This is a genomic window from Streptomyces sp. NBC_00104 (genome assembly GCF_045160825.1).
In the GTDB taxonomy this organism is placed as follows: Bacteria; Actinomycetota; Actinomycetes; order Streptomycetales; family Streptomycetaceae; genus Streptomyces.
Window position 1 is genome coordinate 1,835,953 of record NZ_CP108215.1, and the last position, 20,075, is coordinate 1,856,027.

At 67.4% G+C, this 20,075-nt stretch carries 12 protein-coding genes and 2 rRNA genes; 7 read left to right on the forward strand and 7 right to left on the reverse strand.

All coding sequences use genetic code 11. The features are described 5' to 3' along the window. Nucleotides 1–56: 56 nt before the first annotated feature. Together OG272_RS07995 and OG272_RS08000 are read right to left on the reverse strand one after the other, a co-directional pair. Nucleotides 57–3,181 (reverse strand): 23S ribosomal RNA (locus OG272_RS07995). A gap of 307 nt (nt 3,182–3,488) precedes the next feature. Further along, nucleotides 3,489–5,015 (reverse strand): 16S ribosomal RNA (locus OG272_RS08000). The 16S and 23S rRNA genes sit together here, the layout of an rRNA operon. Nucleotides 5,016–5,604: 589 nt before the next feature. On the opposite strand from OG272_RS08000, the gene OG272_RS08005 reads away from it, so the two are divergent. Both OG272_RS08005 and ptsP read left to right on the forward strand, forming a co-directional pair. Beyond that, nucleotides 5,605–6,054 (forward strand): PTS glucose transporter subunit IIA, encoded by a 450-nt coding sequence (locus tag OG272_RS08005; RefSeq protein WP_326584202.1) that lies wholly within the window; start codon nt 5,605–5,607, stop codon nt 6,052–6,054. A gap of 75 nt (nt 6,055–6,129) precedes the next feature. Then, the gene (gene ptsP, locus OG272_RS08010; RefSeq protein ID WP_327730648.1) at nt 6,130–7,800 is read left to right on the forward strand and encodes a phosphoenolpyruvate--protein phosphotransferase; all 1,671 of its coding nucleotides are present in this window, start codon (nt 6,130–6,132) and stop codon (nt 7,798–7,800) included. A gap of 65 nt (nt 7,801–7,865) precedes the next feature. Here the strand turns inward: ptsP and OG272_RS08015 are convergent, their stop codons facing one another. Further along, a complete protein-coding gene (locus OG272_RS08015) occupies nt 7,866–8,777 on the reverse strand; it encodes a hypothetical protein (RefSeq protein ID WP_405892960.1) in 912 nt (303 codons plus the stop codon). A 79-nt stretch (nt 8,778–8,856) separates the two neighbouring features. Then, on the reverse strand, nt 8,857–10,824 hold the full coding sequence (locus tag OG272_RS08020) for an acetoacetate--CoA ligase (RefSeq protein ID WP_327730646.1): 1,968 nt from the start codon (nt 10,822–10,824) through the stop codon (nt 8,857–8,859). Between the two features lie 213 nt (nt 10,825–11,037). Here OG272_RS08020 and OG272_RS08025 point away from each other — a divergent pair, with 213 nt between their 5' ends. Continuing rightward, the gene (locus OG272_RS08025; RefSeq protein WP_327730645.1) at nt 11,038–13,404 is read left to right on the forward strand and encodes a glycoside hydrolase family 31 protein; all 2,367 of its coding nucleotides are present in this window, start codon (nt 11,038–11,040) and stop codon (nt 13,402–13,404) included. A gap of 30 nt (nt 13,405–13,434) precedes the next feature. On the opposite strand, the gene OG272_RS08030 is transcribed toward OG272_RS08025, so the two are convergent. Then, nucleotides 13,435–13,971, reverse strand: coding sequence for an NUDIX domain-containing protein (locus tag OG272_RS08030; RefSeq protein ID WP_326584197.1), 537 nt, complete (start codon nt 13,969–13,971; stop codon nt 13,435–13,437). A gap of 260 nt (nt 13,972–14,231) precedes the next feature. Between OG272_RS08030 and OG272_RS08035 the strand changes: the two genes are divergently transcribed. From OG272_RS08035 to glpK, 4 genes are all read left to right on the forward strand, one after another. Then, the gene (locus OG272_RS08035) at nt 14,232–14,657 is read left to right on the forward strand and encodes a zinc ribbon domain-containing protein (protein ID WP_327732309.1); all 426 of its coding nucleotides are present in this window, start codon (nt 14,232–14,234) and stop codon (nt 14,655–14,657) included. Then, entirely contained in the window at nt 14,654–15,844 is a 1,191-nt protein-coding gene (locus OG272_RS08040) for a lipid-transfer protein (RefSeq protein ID WP_327730644.1), read from the forward strand. The genes OG272_RS08035 and OG272_RS08040 overlap by 4 nt, the downstream gene beginning before the upstream one ends. 673 nt (nt 15,845–16,517) lie before the next feature. Further along, entirely contained in the window at nt 16,518–17,303 is a 786-nt protein-coding gene (locus OG272_RS08045) for an MIP/aquaporin family protein (RefSeq protein ID WP_327730642.1), read from the forward strand. Nucleotides 17,304–17,333: 30 nt separating this feature from the next. After that, nucleotides 17,334–18,854 carry a glycerol kinase GlpK gene (gene glpK, locus OG272_RS08050; RefSeq protein WP_405892963.1) on the forward strand — a complete coding sequence of 507 codons (1,521 nt, stop codon included), beginning with the start codon at nt 17,334–17,336 and terminating at the stop codon, nt 18,852–18,854. 123 nt (nt 18,855–18,977) lie between these two features. Here glpK and OG272_RS08055 read toward each other — a convergent pair whose 3' ends face one another. After that, nucleotides 18,978–19,583 (reverse strand): ATP/GTP-binding protein, encoded by a 606-nt coding sequence (locus tag OG272_RS08055; protein ID WP_326584194.1) that lies wholly within the window; start codon nt 19,581–19,583, stop codon nt 18,978–18,980. 91 nt (nt 19,584–19,674) lie between these two features. Beyond that, nucleotides 19,675–20,070, reverse strand: a complete 396-nt coding sequence (locus OG272_RS08060) for a DUF742 domain-containing protein (RefSeq protein ID WP_327730640.1) — start codon at nt 20,068–20,070, stop codon at nt 19,675–19,677. Between the last annotated feature and the right edge of the window lie 5 nt (nt 20,071–20,075).

A 20,075-nucleotide genomic window follows, 5' to 3' on the forward strand; every position in this document is an offset into this window, starting at 1 on the left:
ACAAGGGAATGGGGTTGTTCGTGGTTTCAGAACCAACACAGTGGACGCGAGCAACTGAGGACAAGCCCTCGGCCTATTAGTACCAGTCAACTCCACCCGTTACCGGGCTTCCATATCTGGCCTATCAACCCAGTCGTCTACTGGGAGCCTTACCCCATCAAGTGGGTGGGAATACTCATCTCGAAGCAGGCTTCCCGCTTAGATGCTTTCAGCGGTTATCCCTCCCGAACGTAGCCAACCAGCCATGCCCTTGGCAGAACAACTGGCACACCAGAGGTTCGTCCGTCCCGGTCCTCTCGTACTAGGGACAGCCCTTCTCAATATTCCTGCGCGCGCAGCGGATAGGGACCGAACTGTCTCACGACGTTCTAAACCCAGCTCGCGTACCGCTTTAATGGGCGAACAGCCCAACCCTTGGGACCGACTCCAGCCCCAGGATGCGACGAGCCGACATCGAGGTGCCAAACCATCCCGTCGATATGGACTCTTGGGGAAGATCAGCCTGTTATCCCCGGGGTACCTTTTATCCGTTGAGCGACGGCGCTTCCACAAGCCACCGCCGGATCACTAGTCCCGACTTTCGTCCCTGCTCGACCCGTCGGTCTCACAGTCAAGCTCCCTTGTGCACTTACACTCAACACCTGATTGCCAACCAGGCTGAGGGAACCTTTGGGCGCCTCCGTTACCCTTTGGGAGGCAACCGCCCCAGTTAAACTACCCATCAGACACTGTCCCTGATCCGGATCACGGACCCAGGTTAGACATCCAGCACGACCAGACTGGTATTTCAACGACGACTCCCCCTGAACTGGCGTCCAGAGTTCACAGTCTCCCAGCTATCCTACACAAGCCGAACCGAACACCAATATCAAACTGTAGTAAAGGTCCCGGGGTCTTTCCGTCCTGCTGCGCGAAACGAGCATCTTTACTCGTAGTGCAATTTCACCGGGCCTATGGTTGAGACAGTCGAGAAGTCGTTACGCCATTCGTGCAGGTCGGAACTTACCCGACAAGGAATTTCGCTACCTTAGGATGGTTATAGTTACCACCGCCGTTTACTGGCGCTTAAGTTCTCAGCTTCGCCACCCCGAAGAGTGACTAACCGGTCCCCTTAACGTTCCAGCACCGGGCAGGCGTCAGTCCGTATACATCGCCTTACGGCTTCGCACGGACCTGTGTTTTTAGTAAACAGTCGCTTCTCGCTGGTCTCTGCGGCCACCCCCAGCTCGAGGAGCACGTCCTCTCACCAGTGATGGCCCCCCTTCTCCCGAAGTTACGGGGGCATTTTGCCGAGTTCCTTAACCATAGTTCACCCGAACGCCTCGGTATTCTCTACCAGACCACCTGAGTCGGTTTAGGGTACGGGCCGCCATGAAACTCGCTAGAGGCTTTTCTCGACAGCATAGGATCATCCACTTCACCACAATCGGCTCGGCATCAGGTCTCAGACTATTGCCAGGCGGATTTACCTACCTGACGTCCTACACCCTTACCCCGGGACAACCACCGCCCGGGATGGACTACCTTCCTGCGTCACCCCATCACTCACCTACTGCAAGTCTGGTCCGTCGGCTCCACCACTTCCCTTTCCCCGAAGGGTCCGGGACGGCTTCACGGACTTAGCATCGCCTGGTTCAATGTTTGACGCTTCACAGCGGGTACCGGAATATCAACCGGTTATCCATCGACTACGCCTGTCGGCCTCGCCTTAGGTCCCGACTTACCCTGGGCAGATCAGCTTGACCCAGGAACCCTTGGTCAATCGGCGCACACGTTTCTCACGTGTGTATCGCTACTCATGCCTGCATTCTCACTCGTGAACCGTCCACAACTCGCTTCCGCGGCTGCTTCACCCGGCACACGACGCTCCCCTACCCATCCCAGCCCCCGTTGGGGGTATGTGCTGGAATGACACGACTTCGGCGGTACGCTTGAGCCCCGCTACATTGTCGGCGCGGAATCACTAGACCAGTGAGCTATTACGCACTCTTTCAAGGGTGGCTGCTTCTAAGCCAACCTCCTGGTTGTCTGTGCGACTCCACATCCTTTCCCACTTAGCGTACGCTTAGGGGCCTTAGTCGATGCTCTGGGCTGTTTCCCTCTCGACCATGGAGCTTATCCCCCACAGTCTCACTGCCGCGCTCTCACTTACCGGCATTCGGAGTTTGGCTAAGGTCAGTAACCCGGTAGGGCCCATCGCCTATCCAGTGCTCTACCTCCGGCAAGAAACACACGACGCTGCACCTAAATGCATTTCGGGGAGAACCAGCTATCACGGAGTTTGATTGGCCTTTCACCCCTAACCACAGGTCATCCCCCAGGTTTTCAACCCTGGTGGGTTCGGTCCTCCACGAAGTCTTACCTCCGCTTCAACCTGCCCATGGCTAGATCACTCCGCTTCGGGTCTTGAGCGTGCTACTAAAGTCGCCCTGTTCGGACTCGCTTTCGCTACGGCTACCCCACCCGGGTTAACCTCGCAACACACCGCAAACTCGCAGGCTCATTCTTCAAAAGGCACGCAGTCACGACGCACCGAGCAAAGCTCGATGCGCGACGCTCCCACGGCTTGTAGGCACACGGTTTCAGGTACTATTTCACTCCGCTCCCGCGGTACTTTTCACCATTCCCTCACGGTACTATCCGCTATCGGTCACCAGGGAATATTTAGGCTTAGCGGGTGGTCCCGCCAGATTCACACGGGATTTCTCGGGCCCCGTGCTACTTGGGTGTCTCTCAAACGAGCCGTACAGATTTCAGCTACGGGGGTCTTACCCTCTACGCCGGACCTTTCGCATGTCCTTCGCCTACCCATACGGTTTCTGACTCGCCGACCAGCCGGCAGACTGATCAAGAGAGATCCCACAACCCCGTATACGCAACCCCTGCCGGGTCTCACACGCATACGGTTTGGCCTCATCCGGTTTCGCTCGCCACTACTCCCGGAATCACGGTTGTTTTCTCTTCCTGCGGGTACTGAGATGTTTCACTTCCCCGCGTTCCCTCCACTTGCCCTATGTGTTCAGGCAAGGGTGACAGCCCATGACGACTGCCGGGTTTCCCCATTCGGACACCCCCGGATCAAAGCCTGGTTGACGACTCCCCGGGGCCTATCGTGGCCTCCCACGTCCTTCATCGGTTCCTGGTGCCAAGGCATCCACCGTGCGCCCTTAAAAACTTGGCCACAGATGCTCGCGTCCACTGTGCAGTTCTCAAACAACGACCAACCACCCGTCACAACCCGCTCACACGGATTTTTACCGGGGTCGGCACTGAAGGCAGCCATACGGCCATACCCTCAGACACCCAACAGCGTGCCCGACCCGATCGACGTCCGGAGATCATGCTTTCCACGCCCTTGCGGACAGTACTCACAGCCTCCGACCCGTGAACCGGTCGAATAATCAACGTTCCACCCTTGAGCTGACCACCGCAGAACATTTGCCTGCGTAGTGGCTCTGGATCTCTTGCGAGACCTAGATGCTCCTTAGAAAGGAGGTGATCCAGCCGCACCTTCCGGTACGGCTACCTTGTTACGACTTCGTCCCAATCGCCAGTCCCACCTTCGACAGCTCCCTCCCACAAGGGGTTGGGCCACCGGCTTCGGGTGTTACCGACTTTCGTGACGTGACGGGCGGTGTGTACAAGGCCCGGGAACGTATTCACCGCAGCAATGCTGATCTGCGATTACTAGCAACTCCGACTTCATGGGGTCGAGTTGCAGACCCCAATCCGAACTGAGACAGGCTTTTTGAGATTCGCTCCGCCTCACGGCTTCGCAGCTCATTGTACCTGCCATTGTAGCACGTGTGCAGCCCAAGACATAAGGGGCATGATGACTTGACGTCGTCCCCACCTTCCTCCGAGTTGACCCCGGCAGTCTCCTGTGAGTCCCCATCACCCCGAAGGGCATGCTGGCAACACAGAACAAGGGTTGCGCTCGTTGCGGGACTTAACCCAACATCTCACGACACGAGCTGACGACAGCCATGCACCACCTGTACACCGACCACAAGGGGGCGACCATCTCTGGCCGTTTCCGGTGTATGTCAAGCCTTGGTAAGGTTCTTCGCGTTGCGTCGAATTAAGCCACATGCTCCGCTGCTTGTGCGGGCCCCCGTCAATTCCTTTGAGTTTTAGCCTTGCGGCCGTACTCCCCAGGCGGGGAACTTAATGCGTTAGCTGCGGCACCGACGACGTGGAATGTCGCCAACACCTAGTTCCCACCGTTTACGGCGTGGACTACCAGGGTATCTAATCCTGTTCGCTCCCCACGCTTTCGCTCCTCAGCGTCAGTAATGGCCCAGAGATCCGCCTTCGCCACCGGTGTTCCTCCTGATATCTGCGCATTTCACCGCTACACCAGGAATTCCGATCTCCCCTACCACACTCTAGTCTGCCCGTATCGAATGCAGACCCGGGGTTAAGCCCCGGGCTTTCACATCCGACGCGACAGACCGCCTACGAGCTCTTTACGCCCAATAATTCCGGACAACGCTCGCGCCCTACGTATTACCGCGGCTGCTGGCACGTAGTTAGCCGGCGCTTCTTCTGCAGGTACCGTCACTTTCGCTTCTTCCCTGCTGAAAGAGGTTTACAACCCGAAGGCCGTCATCCCTCACGCGGCGTCGCTGCATCAGGCTTTCGCCCATTGTGCAATATTCCCCACTGCTGCCTCCCGTAGGAGTCTGGGCCGTGTCTCAGTCCCAGTGTGGCCGGTCGCCCTCTCAGGCCGGCTACCCGTCGTCGCCTTGGTGAGCCGTTACCTCACCAACAAGCTGATAGGCCGCGGGCTCATCCTTCACCGCCGGAGCTTTCCACACTCATCGGATGCCCGAGAGTGTTGTATCCGGTATTAGACCCCGTTTCCAGGGCTTGTCCCAGAGTGAAGGGCAGATTGCCCACGTGTTACTCACCCGTTCGCCACTAATCCCCACCGAAGTGGTTCATCGTTCGACTTGCATGTGTTAAGCACGCCGCCAGCGTTCGTCCTGAGCCAGGATCAAACTCTCCGTGAATGTTTTCCCGACTGTGCTTAATGAAAAGCGCGGGTCTACACCACGAGAGCGGAACCACCGGAGGAATGATCCGATGGTTCACAGCGTCCTCGCTGTGTTTTACTTCAAAGGAACCTCGCCCCAACCGGAAACCGGCCGGGAACGGGGTATCAACATATCTGGCGTTGATTTTTGGCACGCTGTTGAGTTCTCAAGGAACGGACGCTTCCTTTGTACTCACCCAAGTAATTCCCTGGGCTTTCCTCCGGGCGCTTCCCTTCGGTGTTTCAAACTCTATCAGTGTTTTTCCGGCCCCCTGACCACCATCCTGCAGACATGCAGAAGACGATCCCGGGATAGGATCTGAACGATCTGAACGAGTTCGATGCTGCCGGGGTCGGACACAAAGTGCCGCTCGCCCCGAAGCAGGTGTACGACTCTACATCGGGCCGCGGAGCCCGTGCAAATCGCTTGGAGGGGTGGTCTAGACCTCTAATGCGGAGCTATGGTGCGGAACGGGTACTTCATCTGACCTACCCTGCTGCTCAGCACGCCGTCCCGGGACAAGCGGGGACGGTGTCCTCATAGATCTCCACCTGGGAGGCTTCCCATGACCACCGTGACGTCCCCTCTTGCAGGACGCGCCATCGGACTGGCCGCCGTACCGGACCCGGTCTTCTCGGGAGCGATGGTCGGCCCCGGCACCGCGATCGACCCCGTGCGTGAGGCGGGGGAGGCTGTCGCCCCCGTGGACGGAGTCATCGTCTCCCTGCACCCGCACGCGTTCGTCGTGGTCGACGGTGAGGGGCACGGTGTGCTGACGCACCTCGGTATCGACACCGTGCAGCTCAATGGTGAGGGCTTCGAGCTGCTCGTCAACAAGGGCGACACCGTGCAGCGCGGGCAGGCCGTGGTGCGCTGGAACCCCGCCGCAGTCGAGGCCGCGGGCAAGTCCCCGGTCTGCCCCGTCGTGGCCCTGGAGGCCACGGCCGACTCCCTCTCCGAACTCCGCGAGGACGGCGATGTGAAGGCCGGCGACACGCTCTTCGGCTGGCAGTGATCAGGGCCGTACCGGATCGCAAGTTCCACAACCACCGCGGCGGCGGGGCCCGCCGCACTATCGGAGACAGGTGAGATGGAGACAACGCTGCGAGGCGTCGGTGTGAGCCACGGTGTGGCGATCGGCGAGGTTCGGCATATGGGAACAGCGGTACTGGAGCCGCCCGCCAAGCAGATCCCGGCGGAGGACGCGGGGCGCGAACAGGGACGTGCCCGTAAGGCCGTGGACGCGGTGGCCGCCGATCTGATCGCGCGCGGCAACCTGGCCGGGGGCGAAGCCCAGGCCGTACTGGAGGCCCAGGCCCTGATGGCCCAGGACCCCGAGCTGATGGCGGATGTGGAACGCCGTGTCGCCGTGGGGAGCACGGCGGAGCGCGCTGTCTACGACGCCTTCGCCGCGTACCGGGCGCTGCTGGCGGGGGCCGGCGAGTACCTCGCGGGGCGCGTGGCCGACCTCGACGACGTGCGGAATCGTATCGTCGCCCGGCTTCTCGGGGTTCCCATGCCCGGTGTGCCGGACAGCGACGAGCCGTACGTCCTCATCGCGCGTGACCTGGCGCCCGCCGACACCGCACTGCTCGACCCGACGCTCGTCCTCGGTTTCGTCACCGAGGAGGGTGGGCCGACCAGTCACAGCGCGATTCTGGCGCGGGCGCTCGGGGTGCCGGCCGTGGTGGCGCTGCCGGGAGCCGGGGAGCTCGCCGAGGGCACGGTGATCGCCGTGGACGGCAGCACCGGTGAGATCTTCGTGAACCCGAGCGCGGAGAAGAAGGCCGAGCTGGAGGCCGCCGCGGCGGCGCGGAAGGCCGCGCTGTCGGCATCGAGCGGGCCGGGGGCGACCTCCGACGGGCACAAGGTTCCGCTGCTGGCCAATGTCGGTGGTCCCGCAGACGTACCGGCGGCCGTGGAGGCCGGCGCCGAGGGTGTCGGGCTGTTCCGTACCGAGTTCCTCTTCCTGGACGACAGCAAGACGGCGCCGTCCGAGGGGAAGCAGGTCGAGGCGTACCGGAAGGTGCTGGAGGCCTTCCCCGAGGGGCGTGTGGTCGTGCGGGTGCTCGACGCCGGCGCCGACAAGCCGCTGGAGTTCCTGACCCCGGCCGATGAGCCGAACCCGGCGCTGGGTGTGCGCGGGCTGCGCACGCTGCTCGACCACCCCGAGGTGCTGCGCACGCAGCTGACGGCGCTCGCGAAGGCCGCCGAGGGTTTGCCGGTCTACCTCGAGGTCATGGCGCCGATGGTCGCGGACCGCACGGACGCCAAGGCGTTCGCCGACGCCTGTCGTGAGGCGGGGCTGCGGGCCAAGTTCGGTGCCATGGTGGAGATTCCGTCGGCGGCGTTGCGGGCGCGTTCGATCCTGCGGGAGGTCGAGTTCCTCTCGTTGGGGACCAACGACCTCGCGCAGTACACGTTCGCGGCCGACCGGCAGGTGGGTGCGGTGTCCCGGCTGCAGGATCCGTGGCAGCCCGCGCTGCTCGACCTGGTCGCGCTGTCCGCCGAGGCGGCGAAGGCCGAGGGCAAGAGCTGTGGTGTCTGCGGTGAGGCGGCGTCGGATCCGCTGCTCGCGTGTGTGCTGACCGGGCTGGGTGTCACCTCCCTTTCCATGGGTGCGGCGTCGATTCCGTATGTGCGGGCGACCTTGGCGAAGTACACGCTGGCGCAGTGCGAGCGTGCCGCGGCCGCCGCGCGTGCGGCGGACACGGCCGAGGAGGCTCGTAGCGCGGCGCAGGCGGTGCTGTCGGGCGAGTAGGGCCCACAGCGATCGGGCTGGTGTCGAGGGGCGCTCCACCTGTGGGTGGGGCGCCCCTCGCCCGTTCAGTGGGTGTGCCGTCCGTCCGGGGTCGGGCCTCCCCTGCCGAGGTCGTCCCCGAGGTCGGGTGGGGTGCAGTAGTCGACGCCGGACTCCGGGGAGACGAGGTCTCCGGATTCCATGTCGGTGCAGTAGGCGTCGAAGACCTCTCCCGCGGTGAGGGGTTCGAGGCCTTCGCCGCGCAGGCGCCAGCCGTAGACGCGGTCGGTCGTGTCGGGGGTGGTGGTGCGCATGACGAGTCCGCCGGGGCTTCGGGTGGCGATGCCGAGGGCCAGGACCGTGGCGAACTCCAGGACCTCCGACTCGTCGAGCCGGGTGGTTCCTTCGTCGTCCTGGTCGGCGTGCAGGACTGCGGCCAGTGCTTGGGGCTTGGCGGAGACGCTGCACACGAGGTGGCGTTCGCCGGGGGCCGCGGTGTCGAGGACGCGCCCGAGCAACTGCATGGCGCGGGCGAAGGCGGCGCGTCCGATGTCCTCGCCGCAGGAGGCGCAGTCGCCGACCTGGGCGAGGAGGGTGGTCGCGTACTCCCAGGTGGCGAGGCGGACGGCTTCGTCGATCAGTTCGGGGACGAGCTCGGTGAGGGGCTGTCCTTCGTACGGGAGGACCGCGCCGGTGGTGGCCAGTTCCGCGATGAAGCGGGTGCGGCTGGACGGGGTGTCCGGTTCGAGGCCGGTGTCGGCGCAGAACTCGGCGTACTCCTCCGGGTCGAAGAGGGCGACCGTCGTGTGGTTGCCCTGCGCGGCGAGGGTCCTGAGCAGGGCTTCCACCTGTCGGAGATAGGTCGTGTGGTCGTCGAAGGTGAAGCTGCGGTAGCGCCGCATCGCGGTGAAGTCGTGTTCGTCGGCCAGCAGGCCGATGGTGCCCGCGATCTCGCGGCGCAGGACGCGTCGCATGCTCTGGTGGCTGGTGTGTGCCATGTCTTTCCCCCTGTGCGAGCAGTCGATCAATGCTCACTCACAGTAATCGGGGGCACTGACAACGCGGTCGCCCGAGGGGTCAGGCTCGTTTGCGGGCCAGGTCCTCGTAGAAGCGCAGAAGGTCGAGGTTGTCGATGGAGCCGGGGTTGACCGCCTTTTCCAGGGGGGTGCCCTGGAGGAGTCGTTTGACGGGGACCTCGATGCGTTTGCCGGTGAGGGTGTGCGGGACTCCGGGGACCTCGATGACCTCGTCGGGGATGTGCCGCGGAGAGAGCTGTTCGCGGATGGTCCGCTTGATGCGGTCGAGGAGGGCCTCGTCGAGGGCTGCTCCCGGGGCGAGTTGGACGAAGAGGGGCATCCAGTAGCCGCCGTCGGGCTGTTCGATGCCGATGACGAGGGATTCCTTGATCTCGGGGAGGCGTTCGACGGCTTCGTAGATGTCGGCCGAGCCCATGCGGACACCCTGGCGGTTGAGGGTGGAGTCGGAGCGGCCGTGGATCACGACGGAGCCTCGGGAGGTGAGGGTGATCCAGTCGCCGTGGCGCCAGACGCCGGGGTAGGTGTCGAAGTAGCTGTCGTGGTAGCGGGTGCCGTCGGGGTCGTTCCAGAAGTGGATCGGCATGGACGGCATGGGGTTGGTGACGACGAGTTCGCCGACCTCGTCGACGAGGGGTTGGCCGCTGGGGTCCCAGGACTGGAGGTCGGTGCCGAGGCCGGGGGCCTGGAGTTCGCCGATGTGGACCGGGAGCGTGGGGACGGCTCCCGCGAAGCAGGAGCACACGTCGGTGCCGCCGCTGACGGAGGCGATCCAGAGGTCCTCGCGGACCTCGTCGTGGAGCCAGCGGAAGCCGTCAGGTGGAAGCGGGGAGCCCGTGGTGCCGACGCACTGGACGCGGGAGAGGTCGTAGTCGCGGCCCGGGTGGACGCCGGCCTTGCGGCAGGCCATGACGTAGGCGGCGGAGGTGCCGAAGAGGGTGGCGCCGGTGCGCTCGGCCACGCGCCACTGGGCGCCGGTGTCGGGGTAGCCGGGGCTGCCGTCGTACAGGACGACCGTGGTGCCGGTGAGGAGGCCGGAGACCAGGAAGTTCCACATCATCCAGCCGGTGGAGGTGTACCAGAAGAAGCGGTCGTCGGGGCCGAGGTCGCAGTGGAGGCCGAGCTGTTTGAGGTGTTCGACCAGGATGCCGCCCTGGGACTGGACGATGGCCTTCGGAAGGCCGGTGGTGCCGGAGGAGTAGAGCACCCACAACGGGTGGTCGAACGGGACCTGTTCGAAGGTCGGCGTGGCGTCCGCGGAGGTCAGCGCGGACCACTCCAGGGCGCCTTCGGGGGCTTCGGTGCCGAGGACGGGGATGTGGACGACGGCGCGCAGCGTGGGCAGTTCACGGCGGAGTTCGGCGACGATGTCGCGGCGGTCGTGTTCCTTGCCGCCGTAGCGGTAGCCGTCGACGGTGAACAGGACGACGGGTTCGACCTGTTGGAAGCGGTCGAGGACGCTGCGGGCGCCGAAGTCCGGGGCACAGGAGGTCCAGACGCCGCCCACGGCGGCCGTGGCGAGGAGGGCGACGACGGCCTGGGGGATGTTCGGGAGGTAGCCGCTGACGCGGTCTCCGGGGCGTACGCCGAGGGCGCGCAGTTCGGCGGCGAGCGAGCCGACCTGGCGGCGGAGCTCCGACCAGGTCACCGGGCGCTGTTCGTGGGTCTCGTCGACGTGGAGCAGGGCCGGTTCGTCGGCGCGGGTGTCGGCCGCGCGGAGGGCGTGTTCGGCGTAGTTGAGGGTGGCTCCCGGGAACCACTCGGCGCCGGGCATCGCGCGATCGCCGAGCACGCGCGCGTAGGGGGTGGAGAACCGTACGTCGAACCATTCGGTGACGGCCTTCCAGAACGTCTCGAGTTCGTCGACGGACCAGCGGTGCAGGGCCGGGTATCCGCCGTCGGCGGGGGCTCCGTGGTGCTCGGCCGCCCAGGACTGGAACGCGGTGATCCGCGCCCGGGCGACGCGTTCCGCGTCGGGCTGCCAGAGCGGCGAGGGGTTCGCTGAGGTCATGGGGCGGCTCCCGGGACTGTGCGCGTGGTGTGCGACGGACGCGCACGGGCAGGGGTGTGCGCGTGACGCGGCTGACACGGACGATGCCATGTGATCGACTTCCGCACCAGGGTGAGCCTCGGATGGACCGCGACGTGAAGTGTGCCGCCACCACGGGTGAACGGAAGTTGAACGGCTCACACGAATGGGCCGGTCGATGGCAGGGTGAGCGGCATGAACGGTCGTGACCTGGTGCGTTCGGTGAAGGCGATCGGTTCGGCGGGGGCGGCTCAGGGGCTGCGCACCGTACGGGCCGCATGGCGCAGGAGGCGTGCCGACGCCCTCGGGTTGCCGCCGCGGGGCGCCGAGCGGGCCCGGGTGCCCGGTCCGGTGGTGGATGTGGAGCCGGCCCCCGGCGGCGGGATCGTCCGGTTCGGCCGGTCCGCGCTGCGGGTCACCGTCGATGTGAACGGGGCGGTCTTCTGGGGCTGGGACGGGGCCGGGCCGGAGCCGTCGTACGCGCTCGCGGGCCGGTGCCCGGAGCCGGATCCGCGGGCCGTTCTGGAGCCGGACAAGGACGGTGGCTGGCGGGTCGTGGCGGAGCGGGTGACGGTCGTCGTGTCTCGGCACGGCGCCGTCGAGGTGCGTACGCCCGGTGGAGTGACCCTGCGGCGTGATCTGCCGCCCCGGTGGTGGGAGCCGGTCGGTGGGGGCGAGGCGCGGTGGGTGCAGCGTTCGGAGGTGGCGGCCGACGCGCGGTTCTTCGGTCTGGGCGGCCGGGCGGCCGGGCCCCGGCTCCGGGGCGGGACGTACCGGCTGTGGAACACGGACCCCGGTCATACGTTCGCGCCCGGCGACGATCCGCTGTACATCACGATGCCGGTGCAGATGGTGGTGGCCGACGCGGCCACGCATCTGGTGTTCCACGACACCACGTGGGACGGCACGGTCACGCTGCGCGAGGGCGAGGAGGGTGCCGGGTCGGGGCACGACCGGGCCGGGACGTCGGAGCTGCGGATGGACGGGGGGCCGCTGCGCTGTTGGGTGATAGTGGGCACCCCCGCGCGCGTGCTGCATGCCTGGGCCGCTCTCACGGGGGCTCCGGCGCTGCCGCCCGCGTGGGCGTTGGGGCATCATCACGCGCGGTGGGGTTTCGGGAGTGAGCGGGAGGTGCGACGGATCGTCGCGGGCTATCGGGAGCGCGGTCTGCCGCTCGACGCGGTTCATCTGGACATCGATCACTACGACGCCCATCGGGTGTTCACGGTCGACGCGGAGAACTTCCCGAAGCTGCCGGTTCTCGCGGAGGACTTGCGGCGCGACGGGATACGGCTGGTGTCCATCGTCGACGCGGCGGTCGAGGCGCGGCCGGGCAACGCGGTGTACGACAGCGGGACGGCCGAGGACGCGTTCGTGCGGGATGCCGCCGGGCAGGTCGTGGAGGGGCTCGTGTGGCCCGGGGAGTCGGTCTTTCCGGACTTCACGCACGCGCGTACGCGCGCGTGGTGGGGCGGTCTCTACGAGGAGCGTCTGGCGCAGGGTTTCGCCGGGTTCTGGCACGACATGAACGAGCCGACATCGTTCACGGCGTTCGGTGAGAACACGCTGCCCCGGTCGGTCCGGCACGACCTGGAGGGCCGGGGCGGTGATCATCGCGAGGCGCACAACGTGTACGCGCTGTGCATGGCCCGCGCCGGGTACGAGGGCCTGCGTCAGCTGGTGCCCCAGGAGCGGCCGTTCGTCTTCTCGCGCTCCGGGTGGGCCGGCATGCAGCGGTACGGAGGGACGTGGTCCGGGGACGTGGCGACGGGCTGGCCCGGGCTGCGGGCGTCGCTCTCGCTGGTGCTGGGGCTCGGATTGTGCGGGGTGCCGTACTCGGGGCCGGACGTGGGCGGGTTCGACGGCAGCCCGTCACCGGAGCTGTATCTGCGGTGGTTCCAGCTGGGCGCGTATCTGCCGCTGTTCCGTACGCACGCCAGTCTGCGGGCGGGGCGTCGGGAGCCGTGGGAGTTCGGGGACGAGGTCCTCGAGCACGCGCGCGTGGCCCTCGTCGAGCGGCGGCGGCTGTTGCCGTACTTCATGACGCTGGCCCATCTGGCGCGTCGCACCGGGGCGCCCTATGTGCGCCCGCTGTGGTGGGGTGCGCCCGAGGACCGGGCGCTGCGCGACTGCGAGGACGCGTTCCTGCTGGGTGACTGTCTGCTGGTGGCGCCGGTGCTGGACCCGGGCGCGGACCGGCGTGCGGTGCAGCTGCCGCGGGGGCGCTGGTACGACACGGTGACCGGACGGGCGTACGAAGGGCCGGGGCAGGTGCTGCTGGAGGCGCCCCTGTCGCGTGTCCCGGTACTCGCGCGCGCGGGTGCCGTGTTGCCGGTCCGGGGCGCCGACGGCGGCCTGGAGCTGGAGGTGTGGGCACCCGCGCACGGGCGGACGGGGGGTGGGCTCGTGGTGCCGGACGCGGGCGACGGCTGGGACGAGCCGGAGGTGGAGCGGTACACGGTGCGTCGGGAGGGGCCGCGTGTGGTCGTGGAGCTGGACGGGGAGGGGGGGCCGGTCGAGCCTCCGTATCCCGTGCGGGTACGTGGGCTCGACCGGGAGTGAGCCCGGGTTCGGCTCAGGCGTGGCTTCGGCTCAGATGTAGCGGCCGTCGAAGAACGCCTGGACGGCCAGGGTGTGCAGGGGGAAGGCGAGTTCGGTGGGCCTGCGCAGCAGGTGCCAGCCCTCCGTCTCGTCCGTGGCGGCGGACTCCGGCAGGGTGGCGGCCGGGCGCTCCGGGAGCAGCCCGAACAGCAGCAGATGACCGTCGGGTGAGCTCATGGCGTCGGCGAGGCGCACGTCGCGGTCGGCCACGCAGATGCCCGTCTCCTCCTTGAGCTCACGGACGACGGCGTGCCGCCAGTCCTCCCGGTGGTCGATGAAGCCGCCGGGCAGGGCGGTGCCCCCACGCGCGGGGGCGATGGTCCGTGTGATCACGACGAGGGCTGTGCCCTTGGTGTCGTACACGGGCTGGAGGGCCACCGCGACGGGGAGCGGATTGCGGTAGGCCACGGTGCGGCAGGCCTCGCAGGTGCGGGGCCAGCCGGAAACGCCCTCTCCGTAGGGCGCTCCGCAGCTCGAACAATGCGAGTTCGGTGCGAAGTTGGCGGTTGGCTGTTGGTTCGCGGACACGCGGCGGACTGTATCCGATCATCTGCTGGTCGTCTTACCGGGGCGGGTCAATGCGCCACGCCGCGGAGCCTGCCGGTACGGGTGAGGGCCGGCCGGAACCACCCCCGTGGGCCCCGGCCGGCCCTCCCGATACTCCGACGCCTGCCGGGGCTGGTTGGTTCTGCCGGAACCTGCCCAATTCGAGATGCCCGTGCCAGACTTTCTGACGGTTCATCAGATCTGTTCACCTGGGAGGGACTTTGTCGCGAAGTCGCGCACCTGTGGTCGTCGGCTGGTTCACCGGGGAGGGCGAGGGGTTCCGGCTGCTCGGCACACGATGTTCGGCGTGCGCCTCGGTGTTCTTCCCACGTGAGGACGCCTTCTGCCGCAACCCGGGCTGCCCGGGCGGCGACCTGCACGAGGTCGCGTTGTCGCGCCGGGGCCGTGTGTGGTCGTACACCGACGGCCGGTACCGGCCTCCGTCACCCTACGTGTCCGATCCGGAACTTCCATGGGAACCGTACGCGTTGATCGCTGTGGAACTGGCCGAAGAACGCCTCGTGGTGCTGGGACAGGCGGTTCCCGGGGTCACCGTCGCCGATCTGGCGGTGGGCATGGAGGTGGAGGTCGTTCCCGGTGTGCTGAACGAGGACGCGGAGACGACCTGGACTACATGGCACTGGCGGCCGACGGGGGTGAGGGCGTGACTGGCGAGGTGGCGGTGCTGGGCGCGGGCATGCACCCATGGGGCAAGTGGGGAAGGAGTTTCGTCGAGTACGGGACGGTGGCGGCGCGTGCGGCGCTGGCCGACGCGGGGGTCGACTGGCGGGACGTCGGCTCGATCGTCGGCGCGGACACGGTGCGTGGCGGTTATCCGGGCCATGTGGCGGGGGCGACCTTCGCGAAGGCGCTGGGCTGGCAGGGGGCCCGGGTCACGAGCGTGTACGCGGCCTGCGCGTCCGGGGCGCAGGCGGTGGGCACCGCGCGCGCCCAGATCCTCGCCGGCCTCGCGGACGTGGTGCTCGTCGTGGGTGCGGACTCTGCCCCGAAGGGGTTCTTCCGGCCCGCCGGCGGGGACCGGGCGGACGATCCGGACTGGCTGCGGTTCCGGGTCCTCGGGGCCACCAATCCGACGTACTTCGGGTTGTACGCGCGGCGACGGATGGCGGTCCACGGGGACACACCGGAGGACTTCGCGCGGGTCAAGGTGAAGAACTCCGCGCTGGGGGCGCTCAATCCGTTCGCGCGCTATCGCAAGCGGGTCACCGCCGAGGAGGTCGCGGCCTCCGCCGTGGTCGCCGATCCGCTGCGGCTGCTGGACATCTGTGCGACCTCGGACGGGGGTGCGGCGCTCGTGCTGTCCAGCATGGAGTTCGCGCGGCGGCACGGAGTGGCCGAACCCGTGCGGATACGGGCGGTGTCCACGGTGACGCCCCGCTATCCCAACACGGTGCTGGATCTGCCGGACATCGCCACGGATTCGGCGGTCGCGGTGGCGCCGCCGGACGAGACGTTCCGGGCGTCGATCGCGCGGGCCGCGTACGAGGAGGCGGGTGCCGGCCCTGAGGATCTCTCGTTCGCCGAGGTCTACGACCTGTCCACGGCGCTGGAGTTGCAGTGGTACGAGGATCTGGGGCTGTGCGGCGAGGGCGAGGCCGCGAAGCTGCTCCGGGACGGCGTGACGACGCTGGGCGGGCGCATACCGGTGAACGTCAGCGGCGGGCTGGCCTCCTTCGGGGAGGCGGTTCCGGCGCAGGCGATCGCCCAGGTGTGCGAGCTGGTACGGCAGTTGCGGGGCGAGGCGACCGACCGGCAGGTCGAGGGGGCGCGGGTGGGAATCAGCGCCAACCAGGGGCTGTTCGGGCACGGATCGGCGGTGATCGCGGTTCGGTGAGGCTCGGGCAGGTGTGCGCGCTCGGCTGTGACGGCCGGGGGATCCCGCGTGAACAGCGCGCCCATCGCGTCCGGGGCCGCGTCGGCAGCGCCATCATCCTCGCGCGCTCCCGATGGGACACGCTCCGCTTCGCCTTCCAGCCGATCGTCGACCTGACGCGGGAGGGGTCGCGGAGCCGGCGATACTCGCGCGTCCGGAGACCGGTGACGTCCTGGCGCAGGCCAGCTGAGAGCCCGAAGTGACAGCAGGCCGGCCGTTCGGCGATCCGGTCGGCGGCTTGCCGGGAGAGACGGCCGCCCCCCTCCACGCACACGCCGCCTCCCGCCCGCTTCCGTGCCCCGTCGGTGCCGGGTCGGGGCCGCGCTGGTGTGTGCGCCCCGTAGCCGTCTCCAACCATTGCTGTCCGTGTTCTTGACGCCCCCTGGGTGCCGGTGAACACTTCCGGTGTCGGTCGGCATCGCCGGATTCGGGCGTCTTTGTGCACTGCGCCGCTCGGGCTTCCCGCCTGCGCAACAGGCCATCCCCACGGGCGATTCGGCTGCGACGGCACGCTCGTCACGGACGCCGGGCGGGGCGCGGGCCCCTCCCTGCCTTCGGCTGCATCAGCCATGGGAACGCACCCTGCACGGAAGGTCCGGGGTCGAGCACTCCGGGCCGGGGCCAAGGAGCCGCCATGAGCAACGGAGACATATTCGTCGGTGAGGTCATCGGTACGGCGATCCTGATTCTGTTCGGCGCCGGTGTGTGCGCCGCCGTCACTCTCAGGTTCTCGAAGGCGAGGGCATCGGGCTGGATCGTCATCGCGTTCGGCTGGGGCTTCGCCGTGCTGGCGGGCGCCTACACCGCCGCGCCCTTGTCGGGCGGACACCTCAACCCGGCCGTGACGCTGGGGATCGCGGTCGACACCGGCACCTGGGACAAGGTCTGGGTGTACCTGCTCGGCCAGATGCTCGGCGCGATGGTCGGCGCGGTCCTCGCGTACCTCGTCTATCTCGCGCAGTTCCAGGCGAACGTCCGCACGGAGGGCACCACGGAGGGCACGGCCGACGAGCCGACGCCGACCCTGGGCATCTTCTCCACCATCCCGGAGATCCGGAACCCGGCCGCCAACCTGATCACGGAGATCATCGCGACGATCGCCCTGGTCCTGCCGATCCTCGCCTTCGGACGGAACACGGGCATCGGCATCGGCCAGATCCCCGGTGAAGAGGCCGGAATCTACGGCTCCGGCATCTCGGTCCTGCTGGTGTCCTTCCTGGTCGTCGGCATCGGTCTCTCCCTCGGCGGGCCCACCGGCTACGCGATCAACCCGGCCCGTGACCTCGGCCCGCGCATCGTGCACACCTTCCTGCCGATCCCGAACAAGGGCACCTCGGACTGGGGTTACGCCTGGATCCCGGTCGTCGGCCCCCTGGTCGGCGGCGTCCTCGCGGGCCTCATCTACAACGCAGCCTTCTGACTCAACCGACGGAAGACATGAGGGGACGTCATGCCGGACAACGCCCAGAAGTACGTCGCCGCCATCGACCAGGGCACCACTTCGAGCCGCTGCATCATCTTCGACCACAGCGGCGCCATCGTCGCCGTCGACCAGCGCGAACACCGCCAGATCTTCCCCAAACCGGGCTGGGTGGAGCACGACGCCACCGAGATCTGGTCGAAGGTGCAGGCGGTGGTCGCCGGGGCGATCGCCAAGGCGGGCCTGCGCGCGGACCAGATCAGCGCGCTCGGCATCACCAACCAGCGCGAGACGACGGTCCTGTGGGACCGCGCCACGGGCAAGCCCGTGCACAACGCGATCGTCTGGCAGGACACACGAACGTCGGCGCTCTGCAGCGAACTCGGCGGCTCGGACGGGCAGGACCGCTTCCGTGAACAGACGGGCCTACCGCTGGCCAGCTACTTCTCCGGCCCGAAGGCCACCTGGCTGCTCGACAACGTGCCCGGCCTCAGGGCCCGAGCCGAGCGCGGCGAGATCGCCTTCGGCACGATCGACTCCTGGCTGATCTGGAACCTGACCGGCGGCACGGACGGCGGCCGGCACGTCACCGACGTCACCAACGCCGGGCGCACCATGCTGATGAAGCTGGAGAGCCTCCAGTGGGACACCTCGATCCTCTCCGCGATGAACGTCCCGGAGGCGGTCCTTCCGGAGATCAGGTCCTCCGCGGAGGTGTACGGCACCGCCGTGGGCCCACTCGCCGGCGTACCCGTCGCCTCGGCGCTCGGTGACCAGCAGGCGGCGGTGTTCGGCCAGGCCTGCTACGACGTGGGCACGGCCAAGAACACGTACGGCACCGGCAGCTTCCTGCTGCTCAACACCGGGAACCGGCCCGTGCCGTCGAAGAACGGGCTGCTCACGACCATGGGGTACAAGATCGGCAGCGAGGCGCCGGTGTACTGCCTGGAGGGGTCGATCGCGATCACGGGCGCCCTGGTGCAGTGGTTCCGCGACCAGCTCGGCATCATCCGTACCGCCGACGAGATCGAGCCCCTGGCGGCGAGCGTGGACGACAACGGCGGGGCGTACATCGTGCCCGCGTTCTCGGGCCTGTTCGCCCCCTACTGGCGCTCGGACGCGCGCGGGGTCGTCACCGGGCTGACGAGGTACGTCACCAAGGCGCATCTCGCGCGGGCGGTGCTGGAGGCGACCAGCTGGCAGACGCGGGAGGTCGTGGACGCCATGTTCCAGGACTCGGGGGTGCACATCACGACCCTCAAGGTCGACGGCGGCATGACCAAGAACAACCTGCTGATGCAGCATCAGGCGGACGTCCTGGACGTGCCGGTGATCCGGCCGCGGGTCTCGGAGACGACCTGCCTGGGAGCCGCGTACGCGGCCGGGCTCGCGACCGGGGTGTGGAACGACCTGGACGAACTGAAGTCGCACTGGCGGAAGGACGTCGAGTGGACACCGGCCATGGAGGCCTCCGTCCGTGACCGCGAGTACCACAACTGGCGCAAGGCGGTGGAGAAGAGCCTCGGCTGGCACGAGGACGACGACAGCTGAGAGGACGACAGCTGAGAGCGAGGCCCACGCGCGCGTGCGCGCGTCCTTCGCGTGGACGGGGTCCACGCGCGCGTGCCCATGGCCACGGCTCGTACCCCTGTCGGCGGGGGTACGGGCCGTGCCTCAGGTGGTGAGGGGCTGGCGGTGCTCCGCCGCGTAGGCCATCGCGTGCCGGACGACGGAGACCAGGACGTCCTTGACCGAGTCCCGCTGACGCGCGTCGCACAGCACGACCGGCACGTCCGGGTCGAGGTCGAGGGCCCGGCGGACGGTCTCGGCCGGGTAACGCGCGGCCTCGTCGAAGCAGTTGACGCCGATCACGAAGGGTATGGAGCGCCGTTCGAAGTAGTCGACGGCGGCAAAGCAGTCCTCCAGGCGACGTGTGTCGACGAGCACCACGGCGCCGAGGGCACCGGAGGCGAGTTCGTCCCAGAGGAACCAGAAGCGGTCCTGGCCGGGGGTGCCGAACAGGTACAGGACGAGGTCCTCGCGGAGGGTGATGCGGCCGAAGTCCATGGCGACGGTGGTGGTCGTCTTGTTCTCCACGCCCCTGGTGTCGTCGACCGGGCGGCCCGCCTCGGTGAGCACCTCCTCGGTGCGCAGCGGCTTGATCTCGCTGACCGCGCCGACGCAGGTCGTCTTGCCCACACCGAAGCCGCCCGCCACGAGGATCTTGAGCGTGACGGGCTCGACCGGAGGTTTGCCGCGCTCAGAGCGCCCGAGGATCATCGGTCTCTTCTCCTGCTGGTGGTTGTCGCGCGACGGGTGGGCCGTGGCCCCCGCCGCCCAGGGTTTCGCTGACGGCTCGTGAACGCGCTGCTCAGAGCGCCCGGAGGCCATTGATCACGTCGCGCAGGATGCTCTCGTCCACCAGCTCGGCAGGCGGTACGGGGCGGGTCACGTGGACGAGTTCCTCGTCCACGAGGTCTCCGACGAGGACGCGGACCACTCCGATGGGGAGGTCCAGGTCGGCGGCCAGTTCGGCCACCGACTGGGGGGTGTCACGGCAGAGCTCGACGATACGGACGTGCTCAGGGGAGAGGGAGTGGTCCTCCTCCCGGTCGTCGACGTGCGGTTCCGTGACGACCACGGCGATCAGGTCGAGGCGGTGCTGGATCGCGTGGTTGGTCCGGCCGCGCGTCATCGCGTACGGACGCACCACTGGTCCGGCCTCGTCGTCGAACCAGTGGCTTCTTCCCTGACCGTCTCGGCTCATGCCAT